The organism is Sabulicella glaciei, from assembly GCF_026183895.1.
Taxonomy (GTDB): domain Bacteria; phylum Pseudomonadota; class Alphaproteobacteria; order Acetobacterales; family Acetobacteraceae; genus Roseococcus; species Roseococcus glaciei.
Genome location: NZ_JAPFQI010000016.1, coordinates 42,807 through 57,526, shown reverse-complemented (window position 1 = coordinate 57,526; position 14,720 = coordinate 42,807). Strand labels below are relative to the sequence as shown.

The 14,720-nt window shown below is 69.2% G+C and carries 14 protein-coding genes; 8 read left to right on the top strand and 6 right to left on the bottom strand.

Annotated elements, in window-relative coordinates; genetic code table 11:
* Nucleotides 1-3 precede the first annotated feature (3 nt).
* The 7 genes from OF850_RS23515 (at nucleotide 4) to OF850_RS17250 (ending at nucleotide 5,761) form a co-directional block, all read left to right on the top strand.
* Nucleotides 4-453 carry an acetyl-CoA carboxylase biotin carboxyl carrier protein gene (locus tag OF850_RS23515; RefSeq protein WP_302474433.1) on the top strand — a complete coding sequence of 150 codons (450 nt, stop codon included), beginning with the start codon at nucleotides 4-6 and terminating at the stop codon, nucleotides 451-453.
* Nucleotides 450-1,823 (top strand): acetyl-CoA carboxylase biotin carboxylase subunit, encoded by a 1,374-nt coding sequence (accC, locus tag OF850_RS17275; RefSeq protein ID WP_301591580.1) that lies wholly within the window; start codon nucleotides 450-452, stop codon nucleotides 1,821-1,823. Before OF850_RS23515 ends, accC begins: the two co-directional genes overlap by 4 nt.
* Nucleotides 1,813-2,484: a 5-oxoprolinase subunit PxpB gene (gene pxpB / locus OF850_RS17270; protein WP_301591579.1), complete on the top strand. Its 672-nt coding sequence runs from the start codon at nucleotides 1,813-1,815 to the stop codon at nucleotides 2,482-2,484. The genes accC and pxpB overlap by 11 nt, the downstream gene beginning before the upstream one ends.
* Nucleotides 2,481-3,488 carry a 5-oxoprolinase subunit C family protein gene (locus tag OF850_RS17265; RefSeq protein WP_301591578.1) on the top strand — a complete coding sequence of 336 codons (1,008 nt, stop codon included), beginning with the start codon at nucleotides 2,481-2,483 and terminating at the stop codon, nucleotides 3,486-3,488. Before pxpB ends, OF850_RS17265 begins: the two co-directional genes overlap by 4 nt.
* A complete protein-coding gene (locus OF850_RS17260) occupies nucleotides 3,485-3,892 on the top strand; it encodes an acetyl-CoA carboxylase biotin carboxyl carrier protein (protein WP_301591577.1) in 408 nt (135 codons plus the stop codon). The genes OF850_RS17265 and OF850_RS17260 overlap by 4 nt, the downstream gene beginning before the upstream one ends.
* Nucleotides 3,889-4,665: a LamB/YcsF family protein gene (locus OF850_RS17255; protein WP_301591576.1), complete on the top strand. Its 777-nt coding sequence runs from the start codon at nucleotides 3,889-3,891 to the stop codon at nucleotides 4,663-4,665. The genes OF850_RS17260 and OF850_RS17255 overlap by 4 nt, the downstream gene beginning before the upstream one ends.
* A gap of 118 nt (nucleotides 4,666-4,783) precedes the next feature.
* Nucleotides 4,784-5,761 carry a Bug family tripartite tricarboxylate transporter substrate binding protein gene (locus tag OF850_RS17250; RefSeq protein WP_301591575.1) on the top strand — a complete coding sequence of 326 codons (978 nt, stop codon included), beginning with the start codon at nucleotides 4,784-4,786 and terminating at the stop codon, nucleotides 5,759-5,761.
* 10 nt (nucleotides 5,762-5,771) lie between these two features.
* Here OF850_RS17250 and OF850_RS17245 read toward each other — a convergent pair whose 3' ends face one another.
* A complete protein-coding gene (locus OF850_RS17245) occupies nucleotides 5,772-6,503 on the bottom strand; it encodes an IclR family transcriptional regulator (RefSeq protein WP_301591574.1) in 732 nt (243 codons plus the stop codon).
* A gap of 180 nt (nucleotides 6,504-6,683) precedes the next feature.
* Here OF850_RS17245 and OF850_RS17240 point away from each other — a divergent pair, with 180 nt between their 5' ends.
* Entirely contained in the window at nucleotides 6,684-7,886 is a 1,203-nt protein-coding gene (locus OF850_RS17240) for a pyridoxal phosphate-dependent aminotransferase (protein ID WP_301591572.1), read from the top strand.
* Nucleotides 7,887-8,018: 132 nt separating this feature from the next.
* On the opposite strand, the gene OF850_RS17235 is transcribed toward OF850_RS17240, so the two are convergent.
* Genes OF850_RS17235 through OF850_RS17215 form a run of 5 tightly spaced genes read right to left on the bottom strand, consistent with a single transcriptional unit; the run spans nucleotide 8,019 to nucleotide 14,703 of the window.
* Nucleotides 8,019-8,807 (bottom strand): enoyl-CoA hydratase/isomerase family protein, encoded by a 789-nt coding sequence (locus tag OF850_RS17235; protein ID WP_301591571.1) that lies wholly within the window; start codon nucleotides 8,805-8,807, stop codon nucleotides 8,019-8,021.
* Entirely contained in the window at nucleotides 8,804-9,979 is a 1,176-nt protein-coding gene (locus OF850_RS17230; protein ID WP_301591570.1) for a CaiB/BaiF CoA transferase family protein, read from the bottom strand. The genes OF850_RS17235 and OF850_RS17230 overlap by 4 nt, the downstream gene beginning before the upstream one ends.
* A complete protein-coding gene (locus tag OF850_RS17225) occupies nucleotides 9,979-12,099 on the bottom strand; it encodes a hydantoinase/oxoprolinase family protein (RefSeq protein WP_301591569.1) in 2,121 nt (706 codons plus the stop codon). The genes OF850_RS17230 and OF850_RS17225 overlap by 1 nt, the downstream gene beginning before the upstream one ends.
* Nucleotides 12,096-13,724 carry a hydantoinase B/oxoprolinase family protein gene (locus OF850_RS17220; RefSeq protein WP_301591568.1) on the bottom strand — a complete coding sequence of 543 codons (1,629 nt, stop codon included), beginning with the start codon at nucleotides 13,722-13,724 and terminating at the stop codon, nucleotides 12,096-12,098. Before OF850_RS17220 ends, OF850_RS17225 begins: the two co-directional genes overlap by 4 nt.
* A 4-nt stretch (nucleotides 13,725-13,728) precedes the next feature.
* On the bottom strand, nucleotides 13,729-14,703 hold the full coding sequence (locus tag OF850_RS17215) for a Bug family tripartite tricarboxylate transporter substrate binding protein (protein WP_301591567.1): 975 nt from the start codon (nucleotides 14,701-14,703) through the stop codon (nucleotides 13,729-13,731).
* Between the last annotated feature and the right edge of the window lie 17 nt (nucleotides 14,704-14,720).

The window sequence follows — 14,720 nt, the reverse complement described above, 5'->3', positions numbered from 1 at the left end:
TGAATGGATCTTGCGAAGATCAAAGCGCTCATCGATCTGGTTTCGCGTTCAGGCGTCACCGAACTCGAACTGACTGAGGGCGACACCACCCTCAAGATCGGCCGCGGGCCTCACTTCCCGCCCGCGGGGCGTGCGGATGCAGAGCAGCCCTCTCCGAAGCCCGCCGCGATGCCGTTCGTGGCACCCTCAGCCGAACCCACCCCTTCCAGCACGCGCGACAACGAGGTGCGCGCACCCTCTTTCGGGGTCTTCCACCTCACGCCCGACCCGGGTTCGCCGCCCTTCGTCACGGTCGGCACGACGGTCGAAGCTGGCCAGACCCTCTGCCTGATCGAGGCCATGAAAGTCTTCACTTCGCTCACCGCCCCGTCCGCCGGGGTGGTCCAAGCCATCCTCGCCGAGGCCGGAGACGAAATTGAAGCCGGCCAGATCCTGTTCCGGCTGCGGGCATGATGCGCTTCGACACCGTCCTTGTCGCCAATCGCGGCGAGGTGGCGCTGCGTATCATCCGTGCCTGCCGCGAACTGGGCCTGCGCAGCATCGCCGCCCATTCGGCCGCCGACCGCGGCGCGCCCTGGCTTGCGCTGGCCGATGAAGCGATCTGCATCGGCGCGGCCCCCTCGCGCGACAGCTACCTCAACATCCCCGCGCTCCTGCTCGCCGCCGAGGCCTGCAATGCTGGCGCGGTCCATCCGGGCTACGGCTTCCTCAGCGAGAACGCCAGCTTCGCGCAGGTGGCCGAGGATGCGGGTATGGTTTTCATCGGCCCCACCGCGGAATCGATCCGCACCATGGGCGACAAGATCGCCGCCAAGCGCACCATGATCGAGGCCGGCGTTCCTTGCGTGCCCGGCCCCGACCAACCGCTGCCGGAGGATGCAGCCGAGATCGAGCGCATCGCCGCGCGGATCGGCTACCCGGTGATCGTGAAGGCCGTGGGCGGTGGCGGCGGGCGTGGCATGCGCGTCGTGAGGATCCCTGACGCGTTGGCCGAAGCTGTCGCCGTCACGCGGAGCGAGGCGGGCCGCGCCTTTGGCCGCGCCGACCTCTACATGGAGAAGTTTCTCGAAGCTCCGCGGCATGTCGAGATCCAGGTGCTCTGCGACATGCATGGCAACTCGGTCTGGCTGGGCGAGCGTGACTGCTCCATGCAGCGGCGGCACCAGAAGGTTGTCGAGGAGGCCCCTGCCCCCGGCATTGTGCCGGATGTTCTGCGCGGCGTCGCGGAACGTTGCGTCGCGGCCTGCCGGCACATCGGGTATCGTGGTGTAGGCACCTTCGAGTTCCTCTACGAAGACGGCGCCTTCTACTTCATCGAGATGAACACCCGCGTGCAGGTCGAGCATCCGGTCACCGAGATGGTCACGGGCATCGACATCGTCCGCGAGCAGATCCGCATCGCGCAGGGCGAGACGCTGGGCTTCGCCCAGCCCGACGTCGCCCCGCGCGGCCATGCCATCGAATGCCGCATCAACGCCGAGGATCCCTTCAGCTTCACTCCCTCGCCAGGACGCATCACCGCGCTCTCCCTGCCTGGCGGGCCGGGGCTACGCGTCGATACGCATATCGCGGCGGGCTACACGGTCCCGTCCCAGTATGACTCCCTGATCGCCAAGGTGATCGCACACGGCGCGACGCGAGAGCAGGCGATCGCGCGCATGTCCTCGGCACTGACCGAGTTGCGGGTGGAGGGCATCGCCACCAATGCCCCGCTCTGCGCTGCCATCATGCGGGATGCGCGCTTCCGCGCCGGCGCGGCGGATATCCATCATCTCGAACGCTGGCTCAACGAGCGTACCGCAGGAGGCACGGATGCTGGTTGACAACCACCTCACGCGCCCAAATGTCAGCATGCTCGGGACGAGCGCGATGCTGTTCGAGGCCCCGGGCGCTTTCAGCCTCGCCACGCAGCGGCGCATTTGGACGCTGGCCCGCATGGTCTCCGCTTGGCCGGGCGTGCAGGAAGCCGCCCCCTGCATGACGAACGTGATGCTCACTTTTGTCACGCCGCCCGAGGAGCCCGAACGCCTCGAGGACGCGCTGCTTGCCGCTTGGGAGGCCGCCGAGCCGGATCAGACCGAAGGCCGTGTGGTCGATGTGCCGGTCATCTACGGCGGCGAATACGGGCCGGACCTGCTCGACCTTGCGGCCCACGCAGAGCTGCCCCCGGAGGAGGTCGTGCGGCTGCACGCCGAAAGCCGCCTGATCGTCTTCGCTATCGGCAGCCATCCGGGCAATGCCTATCTCGGCGGGCTCGACCCGCGCATCGCCATGCCGCGGCGAAAGATCCCGCGGCTGCGCCTGGAGGCAGGGTCCACCTCGATCGGAGGCCTGCAGGCCGGATTGGGCGGCACGCCGGGGCCGAGTGGCTGGAACTGCATCGGCCGCGCCAGCATCCCGGTCTTCGACGCCCAGCGCGATCCACCGGCGCTGCTCGCCCCCGGTGACACCGTGCGCTTCCACGCCGAGCGGGTGATCCTGTGATCGAGATCCTCGACACCGCGCCGCTCTCCTCCGTGCAGGATCTCGGGCGCGCGCCCTATCTGCGCTATGGCGTGAGCTGTTCCGGCGTGATGGACCAGCTCGCCCTCAGGACGGGCAATGCGTTGCTCGGCAACGCGGAGAATCTGGCCTGCATCGAGATCCAGGCCTTTCCCTGCCGCATCCGCTTCCGAACCGCACGGGCCTTCGCGCTGACCGGCGCGGATTGTGCCGCCACGCTGGATGGCCTGCCGCTTCCACCCTGGTGGGCCGCTCCCGCGAGAGAGGGGGCCGAGTTGACGCTTTCCGCACCGCGACGAGGGAGCCGCGCCTACCTCACCGTCGCGGGCGGGATCGACGTGCCGTCCGTGCTCGGCTCGCGCAGCACCCAGTTCCGCGGATCATTCGGCGGGCATGAGGGGCGGTGGCTGCAATCGGGCGATCTGCTGCCGGCCGGCGCGACTGCCGACGCAACGGTGATGGCGCCGGGCTTTGGCGCCGAGCCACCGGAGACAGCCTTCCCCGCCGACTGGGCTCACTTCGACCTGCAACCGAACACGACTTCCGTCCGCGTCCTGCCTGCCGGCGAGTACGGCCTCTTCACGGAGGAATCGCAACGGCGCTTCTGGGACACGGCGTGGAAGATCACCGGCCAGAGCAACCGTGCGGGCTTCCGCCTTGCCGGCCAGCCGCTCGAATTCGCGCAGCGCATCGAGATGCGCTCACATGGCATCGTGCCAGGCGTTGTTCAGGTCCCACCCTCCGGCGAACCCATCATCCAGCTCAGCGACGCGCACACCGCGGGCGGTTATCCAAAGATCGGGACGGTGATCGAGGCGGATCTCTGGCGGCTGGCACAGGCACCGCTCGGCAGCCGGCTGCGCTTCGTCCCGGTTACCTACCGCGCCGCCCTCGACGCGCTGCGGCAGGGTGACGCCTGGATCGCCGCGCTCCGCCGTTTGGCGGAACAGTACCGGTCCCTCTGCAGCTCGGGCCGCGCGCCATGACCGCAGAGGAGATCGGACAGATCACGGCTTGGCTCAAAGCCGCGGGCCTCGACTCCCTCGAACTGGCCTCTCCGCGGGCAAAGCTGCGGCTGAGGCTCGGTGCCCCAGCGCCTGCCGAAACCGGAAACCTCGCGCCCCAGCCAAGCGCCGCGCCGGCGAGCATCGATGCGCGCGCGACGGGCCTCTTCCTGCCGGCCCACCCCTGGCGCGCGACCCCTCCCGTCCAGCCGGGCCAGCGCGTGCAGGCAGGTGAGATCGTCGGATTCCTGCGCATCGGCCCGTTGTTGCAGCCCGTCACGGCGACAAGCGACGGCATCGTCGGACGCTGCCTCGCCGCGCCGGGCAAGCTGGTCGGCTTCGGCACAAAGCTGTTCGAATTCAGCCCTGAGGGGAGAACGCCATGAAGATCGACCTCAACTCCGACATGGCCGAGGGCTTCGGCGCATGGCGCATGGCGGAGGACGAGACGCTGCTCGGCATCGTCTCCTCAGTGAACCTCGCATGCGGCTTCCATGCCGGCGATGCCGTGATCATGGACCGCACGGTCCGCCTAGCCAAGGAACGCGGTGTCGCCATCGGTGCGCATGTCGGCTTTCCCGACCTGATGGGGTTTGGCCGGAGGCTCATGCAGATCGAGCCGAAGGAGATGGAGAAGTACGCCATCTACCAGCTTGGCGCGCTGGAAGGCATCGCACGCGCCGCCGGGGCACGGATGACGCATGCGAGCTTCCACGGTGCGCTCGGCAACCTGATCTCCGTCGACCAGTCGATGGCCGACGCGATGGCCCGCGCCGTGCGAGCCTTCGACCCGACACTCTTCGTCTCGTCTTCCCCCGGCACCGCCATCGCGCGCGCCGCCGAGGCACAGGGGCTCCGCGTGTTCACCAAGTTCCTCGCCGACCGCGCCTATGACGCGAAGGGCCTGCTTGTTTCGCGCAAGCTTCCCGGCTCGATGGTCAAGGATGCCGATGCGGTGCGCAAGCGGGTCGCCCGGCTGCTGACCGACGGGACCGTCGTCGCGGTCACCGGCGAGGCTCTGCGCATGCAGGTCGATTCCATCCTGATCCACAGCGACACGGCGGGTGCGGTTGATCTTGCGCGCACCATCCGCGGAGCAATCGAGGCGGCGGGAGGCAGCGTCGCACCGTTTCCCCAGACCCTGGGTGGAGTTCGATAAGCTAAGCTGACGCCCTGGCACACAGGCGAGGCGAGAATGACGGCCAAAGACGCCGCGCCACACGGGCAAAAGGTCAGGGCGGCCCCAGCGCCGCTCGCGCATGTTGAGGAGATGGTTTATGAGGCGATTCTTCTGCGCTGCGGCGCTCCTGGCGATGTGTGGCGGGATGCCCGCTGCTGCGCAGGCGCCTTTCCCAGAGCCCGGCCGGCCCATCACGGTCATCGTGCCCTATCCTCCGGGCGGGGGCAGCGACATCACGGCCCGCATGCTGGCCCCGGAACTCGAGCGCGCGCTTGGCGCTCCCGTCGTCATCGTGAACCGCGCGGGCGCCGGATCTCAGATCGGCATGACGGAACTCACCCGCGCGCGGCCCGATGGACACACCATAGCCTATGGGCTCTGGCCCTCCACTTTCACCCTGTATCTCGACCCGTCACGGCGGACGCCCTTCAACCGCGACAGTTTCGCGCCGTTGGCGATGCATGTGATTGATCCGGGCGCCATCCTCGTCCCGGCGGCCAGCCCGATCCAGAGCTTTGCCGACCTCGTCGCCGCGGCACGTGCGCGGCCCGGCGCGATTTCCATGGCCGACCCGGGGATGCTTGGCTGGGAGCACATCTCCTCGCTGCAGCTTCAGAAGGCGCTCGGCATCGAGTTCAACCAAGTGCATTTCCCGGGCACCGCGCCGGTGATCACCGCCCTGGCCGGGCGCCAAATCGACGTTACCATGGCCTCGGGCGGCACGGCGGTGATCCAGAGCAGGGCAGGCGTCGTGCGCGTCCTTGCCGTCCTGTCCGACCGGCCGAACGACTCCCTTCCTGGGGTGCCAACACTCGCCTCGTTGGGCGTGCCGCTCTCCGCCGGGTCCGCGCGGGGCTTTGTGGCCCCGGCGGGGACGCCCGAGCCGGTCGTGCGGCGCCTGGCCGAGGCTCTGGAGCGCGCGATCACGAGCCCGTCGCACCGGGAACAGCTCCAGCGCATTGGCCTCGACATCAGCTTCATGGGTCCGGCAGAGTTCGACAGCTACTGGACGCGCGAGGAGAATGCGATGCGCCCGGTGATCACGGAGATCGTGCGCCAAGGCACCAATAACTGAAGCGTCCGCGTCAGCGCGTTCCGCCCCTGGGGCGACGGGACGTGCTGACATCCCTGACCGGCACCGCGCCTCGTGCCGGCGAGACGTCCGGGCGATAGCCCAGGGTGGCGGAAAAGGCTTCCGCCTGGGCAGAAAGCTTTGGCCCGTGCTGTTCCGCCACTTCGCTGGTGAGCCGGAACGCCGGCCCGGACACGGTCATCGCGCCGACCACGTCCCCTTCGGCATCATAGACAGGGGCGCTGAGCGAGGCCGTCTCCGGGTCGGTGACGCCCGAGGTGAAGACGGGACTGAAAGGCCCGCCTGACGGCGCTGCCCCCCTTCCCCTCAACCCGCGCAGCACCAGTCCGGCGGAAGTGTCATCGAGCGCCATCGGGACAAGGCGACGCGTGCTGTCCCGGACGCTTTGTTCAGCCTCCACGCGCACAAGGCAGATCCGCGCATCCCCATCCCGGATGAACAGAGACGCGCTCTCCCGGCATTCCTCGGCCAGTCGCTCGAGGAATGGCTGCACCTCCCTGTCAAGCCGCTGCGAGGCACGGAGGATGGCCGAGAGCTTGAGGATGTTCGTCCCCAGCCGGAACTCTCCGGTCGCGGTTCTCGTCAACATCCCGGAGCTTTGCAGCGAGACGGCAAGGCGAAGGATTGTGGTCTTGTGCAGGCCGGTGCGGTTGGCCAGCTCGGTGAGCGAGAGACCCTCATCGCCCCACCGGAATGCATTGAGGATGTCGATGGCGCGGTCCACGGCAATGACCCCGCCGCTCATTCGGCGAACAGTCCCGGGGCGTTGCGAGGATCGGACATCATACCCAGGCCGGTATCACGCAGGCCGCGTCACGAGAAGAGACTTGACGGCCTCATTTCGCTCAATGAAACTCTATACCGACAGACGGCACGCGCTGTGCCCTCGCCTGGAGTGCCCTGGATGCCCGGAATCGCCGACCGCCTCGCCAATGTCGAAGTCTCGGCCAGCGCCGCGATGACCGCACTGGCGCGCGACATGCGCGCGCGTGGCATAGCGGTGATCAGCCTCTCCCAGGGCGAGCCCGATTTCCAGACGCCCGAGCATGTGGTGGAGGCCGCCCACGCTGCTGCGCGCGCCGGCGACACCAAGTACCCCCCCACCGAGGGCACTGCAGCGCTGAAGGCGTCCATCGCGCGGAAGTTCAAGCGAGACAACGGGCTCGACTACGCCCCAGATGAGATCCTCGTCGCCAACGGCGGCAAGCAGATCATCTTCGACGCGCTGATGGCCACGGTGAACCCAGGCGACGAGGTCGTAATCCCGCGCCCCTCCTGGATCAGCTATGCCGACATGGCGAAGTTCGCAGGCGGCGTGCCGGTCAGCGTCTCCTGTCCGCAGAACAACGGCTTCAAGGTGCCCCCTGAGGAACTCGACGCCGCGATCACCGCGCGCACCAAGTGGCTGATCCTCAACTTCCCGAACAACCCGACCGGCGCCGCGTGCTCTCGCAAGGAGATGCAGGCTATCGCCGAGGTGATGCTGAAACACCCGCATGTCTGGGTCATGACGGACGACATGTATGAGCACCTGCTCTATGACGGCTTCGAGTTCGCCACCATTGCTGCGGTGGAGCCGCGACTGCGCGATCGCGTCTTGACCGTGAACGGCGCCTCGAAGGCCTATGCGATGACCGGATGGCGCATTGGCTACAGCGGCGGCCCCAAGCGGCTGATCAAGGCCATGGCCAATGTGCAGGGTCAGTCCACCAGCGGCGTCTCGACCGTTGGCCAGGCGGCCACGATCGCCGCTTTGGATGGACCGCAGGATCTGCTCGCCGAACGGGCTGCGGTCTACCGCGACCGGCGTGACCTCGTGGTGGACATGCTCAACAAGGCACCCGGGATTAGCTGCCACAAGCCCGAGGGCGCATTCTACGTGTTCCCCAATGTCGCGGGCTGCCTGGGCAAGACCTCCAAGGGCGGTCGCAGGATCGAGACTGACACGGATTTCGTCACCGCCTTGCTCGCCGAGAAGCAGGTCGCCGTGGTGCAGGGCGCTGCCTATGGCATGAGCCCGTATGTCCGCGTCTCATACGCCACCGACACGGACAGCCTGCGCGAGGCCTGCGGCCGCATCCAGGAGTTCTGCCGCGACCTGGTCTAAGGACTGGACAGGACGCATTGGACGTCCCGTCCGCCGGACCTTCCGCATGGAGCCGACAGACGGCGCCGCGCCGATTGCGCATGCCGTCGCATGAGTGCCGGCGCGACGGCGCGCGCCGGGATGCCGCGCCAGTCAGCGCCCCAGGAAGCGCGGCGGGCGTCTCTCGGCTCGTGCACGGCGGCCCTCGGCGTAGTCCTCGCTGGCGTAGCAGCGGTCGGCGGCGGCCTGGGCGCGCGCACGGTCGGAGGGGCCGTCGCGCCGCATCAGCTCCTGGAAGCCGATCTTCGCCGCCGCGAGCGAGAGGGGCGCGAGCCCCGCCATCTCGCGGGCCAGCGCCTCCGCCGCCGACATCGCCGAGGCGCGGTCCGGCAGAACCCGGTTGGCCAGCCCCATTGCCAGCAGCGCGTCACCCGAATAGGACCGGCCGAGCAGCACCATCTCCCGCGCACGGGCGGGGCCGGTCACGGCGGCCACCGTCTCGATGTCCTCCAGCCGGTAGGGCAGGCCCAGCTTCACGGCCGGGACGCCCATGCTGGCCTGCGCCGAGCAGATGCGGATGTCGGACATCAGCGCCATCTCCAGACCGGCCCCGAGGCAATGCCCGTGCACGGCGGCGATCACGGGCTTCTCCAGTCCGCGCAGACGCTCGCCCACCTCATGCTGCCACGCGTTGTAGCGCGCGGCGGCCTCCGGCGTGGCGCGGATGGTCTCGAACTCGCTCACGTCGTTGCCGGTGCAGAAGGCGCGGTCGCCCTCACCGGACAGAATCAGGACGCGGATCGCAGGATCCTCGGCGACGCGTCCCAGCAGGCCAGGAAGGGCCTGCCACATCTCGGCGTTGATGGCGTTCAGCCGGCGCGGGTTGTCGAAGACCAGGCGCGCGACGCCATCGGCCACTTCCAGCCTCAGCAGGGCGGTCACAATGCCTTCTCCTGACGCAGCGCCACGATCTCGCCCGGGCTGAAGCCGAACTCGGCCAGGACCTCGTCCGTATGCTCACCACGCTCGGGAGTGGGGCGGCGCGGTGGCTCGACGCCAGGCATCTGGACGGGGTTTCGCACCACGGTGATGTCGCCAAGCCTCGGATGCGAGATGGGAAGCCCGAGCGCCAGGTGCCTGACCTGCGGGTCGGCGAAGACCTCGGACATATCGTTGACCGGGCCAGTCGGGACGCCCGCCTGGTTCAGCCGCTCGATCCAGTTCGCCGCGGTGTCGCCCAACAGCCTTGCCTGGAGCGCGGCGTTGACCTTGGCGCGGTTGGCGCTCCGTGCCGCCTCCGTCGCCAATTCAGGCGCCCTCGCCTCCTCCTCAAGGCCAAGGGTCTCGACGATGCGGCGCCACATCTCATCCCCCCCTGCGGCAAGGTTGATGACGCCATCGGCGGTGTGGAACAGGCCGGTGGGCACCGTTGTCGGGTGGTCGTTGCCCGCCTGCTGGGGGACCTCGCCGGCCATGGTCCAGCGCGTGGCCTGGAAGTCCATCATCGCCACCATGGACTCCAGCAGGCTGGTGTGGACCCAGCGGCCCCTCCCCGTCCGGTCGCGCTCCACCAGCGCGGCCAGGATGCCGATGGCGCAGTAGAGGCCGGTGGAGAGGTCGGCCACCGGGATGCCGGCGCGCACCGGCCCCTGGCCAGGCAGGCCGGTCACGCTCATCAGCCCGCCCATGCCCTGGGCGATCTGGTCGAAGCCGGGTCGCCGCGCGTATGGGCCGTCCTGACCGAAGCCGCTGATCGACCCCAGGATGATGCGCGGGTTCTCGGCCGCCAGGGCCGCGTAGCCAATGCCCAGCCGGTCCTTGACGTCTGGGCGGTAATTCTCGACCACCACATCCGCCTGGCGGACCATGCGCAGGAAGGCGGCGCGTCCCGCTGCCTGCTTGAGGTTCAGCGTGATGCCGCGCTTGTTGCGATGGACGTGCTGGAAGTCCGGCCCGTGGCGCTCGCCGCCCATCCCCTTGCCTGTGTCCACCTCGTCCGGCGCCTCGATTTTGATGACGTTGGCGCCCCAGTCGGCCAGCTGGCGCACACATGTCGGTCCGGAGCGCACCCGCGTGAGGTCGAGCACACGGATATGGGACAAAGGAAGGCTCATCACACGACCTCATGCTGGTGCTGGCCCTGCCGCGTGACGGCCAGAGGCAGGTGGATGACAATGTTGCCGGAGGCCTCGACCACTGCGCGGGCACCGGGAGGCACAAGAAGTGTCGACATGGCCTCCTCGATGACGGCCGGGCCCGGAACCTCCACGCCGGCGGGCAGCCGGGAGCGGTCCAGCACCGGCGTGTCCATCTCCTCGCTTCCGAAACGCGCGTTACGGGCGCCGGTCCGCGGCTCCCCGAGGGAGGTCTCGGGGACTTCCGGGTCGAGCGCGCCCTCCGCGGCGCTGCCGGTGACGGAGACGCGGATGTTGATCATCTCGATCGTCGCCACACCGGGCCGCCGCGAGAATACCAGCTCATAGGCCCTCTCGAAGGCAGCCCGGATCATGTCCTCGGAATCTGGGCCGTACGGGCCGGCGGGCAGATCCGTCACGACCTCGTAGCCCTGGCCAGCGAAGCGAAGGTCGGCACCGCGACGGATGCTCAGCGCCGCCGTGGCGCCCAGCGTGGCCGCGATCACCGTGCGCGCGTCCTGCTCCATCGCCGAGAAGCTGGCTTCCAGCGCCGCCCAGTCCATCCCGGCAAGGGGCCGCGAGATGGTGGCGACGCGGTCCACCCGCGCCGGGGCCAGCAGCAGCCCGAGCGCCGAGGCGACGCCCGCCCCAGGTGGGCAGATGACCCGGGAGATGCCCAGCCGGCGTGCCAGCTCGCAGCCATGCAGTGGCCCCCCGCCCCCTGTCACGAGCAGCGCGAAGTCACGAGCGTCATGCCCCTGCTCGGCCACGTGGACCCGGGCCGCCGCAGACATGGTCTCGTTCACGACGGCGTGGATGCCCTCCGCGGCGCGTGCCGCGCTGAGTCCGGCCTCACCTGCCAGGGCGCCCACCGTGGCTTCCGCCGCGCCGGTGTCCAGCCGCATGGTGCCACCGGCAAAAGTCTCCGGGTCCAGATAGCCCAGCAGGAGGTTGGCGTCCGTCACGGTCGGGTGGGCACCGCCACGGCCGTAGCAGGCCGGGCCGGGCATGGAGCCCGCGGAACGTGGGCCGACCTTCAGCAGTCCCAGCGCATCATGCGCGGCGATGGAACCTCCACCGGCACCGATCTCGATCAGCTCCACTGTGGAGATGGTCAGTGGCAGGCCGCTCCCTGTGGTGAAGCGGCGCTCACGCCCTGCCTCGAAGCGGTGGACCACATGCGGTTCGCCGTCCTGCACAAGCGCCAGCTTGGCGGTGGTGCCGCCCAGGTCGAAGGCCAGGAGGTCTCTCTCGCCGGAGCGCGCCCCGAAGAACGCGGCTGACAGCGCCCCGGCCGCCGGGCCGCTCTCCAGGAGCTGCACCGGCACGCGCTTCGCCTCGTCCACGTGTGTCAGTCCGCCGTTGCTCAGCATCATGAAGAGCGGGCTCTTGATCCGCAGAGCCGTCAGGTCCTCGGAGAGGCGGTTCAGATAGCGCTCGGCCAGCGGCTTGATATAGGCGTTGGCGACGGTGGTGGAGGAACGCTCGAACTCGCGGATCTGTGGCGCCACCTCCGACGAAAGCGACAGCATCAGCTGAGGGTGCCGTGCGGCGATCAGGCTCGCCGCCTCCTGCTCGTGCGAGGGGTTGGCGTAGGCATGGAGGAAGCAGATGGCGGCCGACTCCACGCCTTGCGACACCAGCGCGTCGGCGGCCTGGAGCACGCTGTCCGGCTCGAGAGCGACCTCCACGGAGCCATCGGGTGCCAGGCGCTCGCGCGCCTCCAGCCGGCGGGCGCGGCGGACCAGCGGCTGGGGCAGCGGCAGATGCAGGTCGTAGAGTTCGTATTTCCGCTCGTGGCCGATCTCCAGCGTGTCCCGGAAGCCCTCGGTGGTGATCAACCCGGTGCGCGCACCGCGCCTCTCGATCAGCGCGTTGGTGAACAGCGTGGTGGCGTGCACCACCCGGCCGACGGCCGCGGCTTCCACGCTCTCACGCGACAGGAGCCGCCTGATGCCGGTGATGACACCCCATGCGGGATCTGCGGGCGTCGTCAGCTCCTTGTGCGCGGCGAAGCGCCCGGTGCGGGAATCGTACAGAACGATGTCCGTGAAGGTGCCGCCGATGTCGATCGCCAGCGCGTGGCGGTCCGCGCTCATGCCTGTGCCTCCCCGAGCAGGCCGTCCTCGCGGTCGCGCGTGATCCGCTCCTGTGCGCGCTCTCCAGGGTCTCCATGGCCGCCGCCACCGGGCGTGCGGAGTTCCACGACGCTGCCGGGCTGCAGGATATGCTGCCGCTTCGGGTCTACTGGGACGCCGTCGATCAGCACCGCGCCCGGAGTGCCGGGCCGCCCGCCCGCGAGGCCGGGCGCGGCGGCCTCGGACTTCGTCCGCTCCGCCATGAAGGTGACGGCGACCGGTGTCGTGGAGCGGCTTTCGAACGCCCACTCCTGCCCGGTGCCGCCCCGGTGGCGCCCCTCGCCGCCCGTGCCCCTGCGCAGCCGGCGGTGACGGATGCGGAAGGGATAGCCCTGCTCGATCATCTCGACGGGGGCCGCGGAGACGTTGGAGGGCCAGGAAAGCACGTTCGGCCCGTCACGCCCCGCGCTGGCCCCGTAGCCGCCGTTCATGAAGAACTGGTTCGCGATCGGTGTGCCGTCCGGCCGCGTGCCCGCGAAGTTCAGGCTCCAGAGGGGAGAGCCAGTTCCCGCAATGACCCGGTCTGGGAGTGCGGAGGCGAGCGCCTGGAGGATCATCGGCGGGATGAAGTGCCCCGTCAGGGCGCGGTTCGCTCCCGCCGCGGGAGGGGTGGAGTTGAGGATGCAGCCCTGCGGAGCCGAGACGGTGATGGGGCGGAAAGCGCCCTCGTTGTTCGGAACCTCGGGGCACAACGCCGCCTTCACCGCAAACGCGGTGTAGGCCAGGGTGTAGGCGAGGCAGACATTGATGCCGCGCGGGACCTGGGAGTCCGTGCCCGCATAGTCGGCATGGATGGAGTCACCCTGCTTGCGCAGGGCGAGCTTCAGCCGAATCGGCCGCTCCAGCCCGTCGGTCAGCACTTCGGCGTGGTAGGTCCCATCGGGCACGGCACGGATGGCCGCGCGGGTGGCACGCTCCGAGCGGCCGTGGATCTCGTCCGCAAGCTCCTCCAGGGAGGCGAGCCTGTGCTCGGCCAGCACCCCGCGCAGCCGGCGCTCCATCAGGTCCAGCGCCGTGAACTGCGCCTGCAGGTCGCCCAGAGTCTGGTCGGGCATGCGGGTGTTCTTGCGGAAAAACCGCAGGAAGGTGTCGTCCATCACCCCCCTGCGTACGACCTTCATCACCGGGATCTGCAGCCCCTCCTCGAAGACCTCGCGCGACTCCGCAGTGCGGATGCGGCCGCCGATGTCCGGCGCATGCGCGACGGAGCCGGCGAACCCCGCCAGCCGCCCGTCGAGGAAGATGGGCTTGGCCACCGTGATGTCCGGCAGGTGTCCGGTGCCCAGCCAGATGTCATTGGTGATGAGGACGTCACCCTCCTCTAGCGTCTCCGGTGGGAACTCACGCAGGAAATGACCGATGGTGCGCGGGACCGTGCAGAGGAAGGAAGGAACGCCATCCGTCGCCTGCACCAGGGAATGGCCGCGCGCGTCGGTCAGCACGCAGGCGAAGTCATGGCTCTCCCGCACGATCGTGGAGAAGGAGGTGCGCACCAGCGCCGCCGCCGCCTCATCCACGATGGAGACGAGGCGGGTCCAGATCAGCTCAAGATGAACGGAGTCAAAGGCCCGTGGCGCGTCGTGCATCGGCTCAGTTCACCCGGATGTCTGCGGTCTGGATGACGCGCGTCCACTTCTGCGTCTCTTCGGCGAAGAAGCGCCGGCTTTCCTCGACGGAAAGGCCGCGCTTGAGGGCGCCAAGCTGGGTCAGCCGCTGCTGGATCGCAGGCTCGTTCAGCACGGCGACTGTGTCGGTGTTGAGGCGCTGGAGCAGTGGCACCGGCACAATGGATGGAGCCGCCAATGTCATCCAGGCCGTCGCCACATAGTCGGGGAGGCCGGCCTGTGTCGCCGGCGGCGCGTCGGGAAGCGCGCTCACGGGCTCCGCGGAGGTGACGGCCAGCACGCGCACGTTGCCCGCCTGGGCCAGGGGCGGCACGGTGGGCACGTTCTCGAACATCACCTGGATGCTTCCGGCCACGAGGTCGTTGAGCGCGGCCGCGCTGCCGCGGTAGGGGGCATGGACCATGCGCACGCCCGCCACTTGCATGAAGAGTTCGCCCGCCATGTGCGTGGAGCTGCCGCTGCCGGCAGAGCCGAACGTCAGCCCTCCGGGCCGCTGCCGCGCCAGCTCGATCAGCTCCCGCAGGGTCCGGGCAGGAACGGAGGGGTGCACGATGATCGCGTTCGGCATCTCCGCCAGCACGGTCACAGGCGCCAGGTCGGTGTCAGGGTTGTAGGGCAGCTTCGAATAAATCGAGCTTGCGGCATGGATGCCAATGGTGCCGAGGAGCAGGGTGTAGCCGTCCCCGGGCGCGCGCGCGACCTGCTCGGCCCCGATGTTGCCCCCGGCCCCGGGGCGGTTGTCGATGATCACCTGCTGGCCCCACTTCGCCGACAGCCGCTCCCCCACCAGGCGAGCCAGCACGTCCGCCGTGCCGCCGGCGGCAAAGGGCACCACGATGCGCACCGGCCGGCTCGGGAACGGCGCGGATTGCGCCCCCACGGCCCGGGGCAGAAGGCCCGGCGCTGCGAACGGCAGGATTGCAAGGCTACGTCTCAGCATGGTTTGCATCCTTCTGT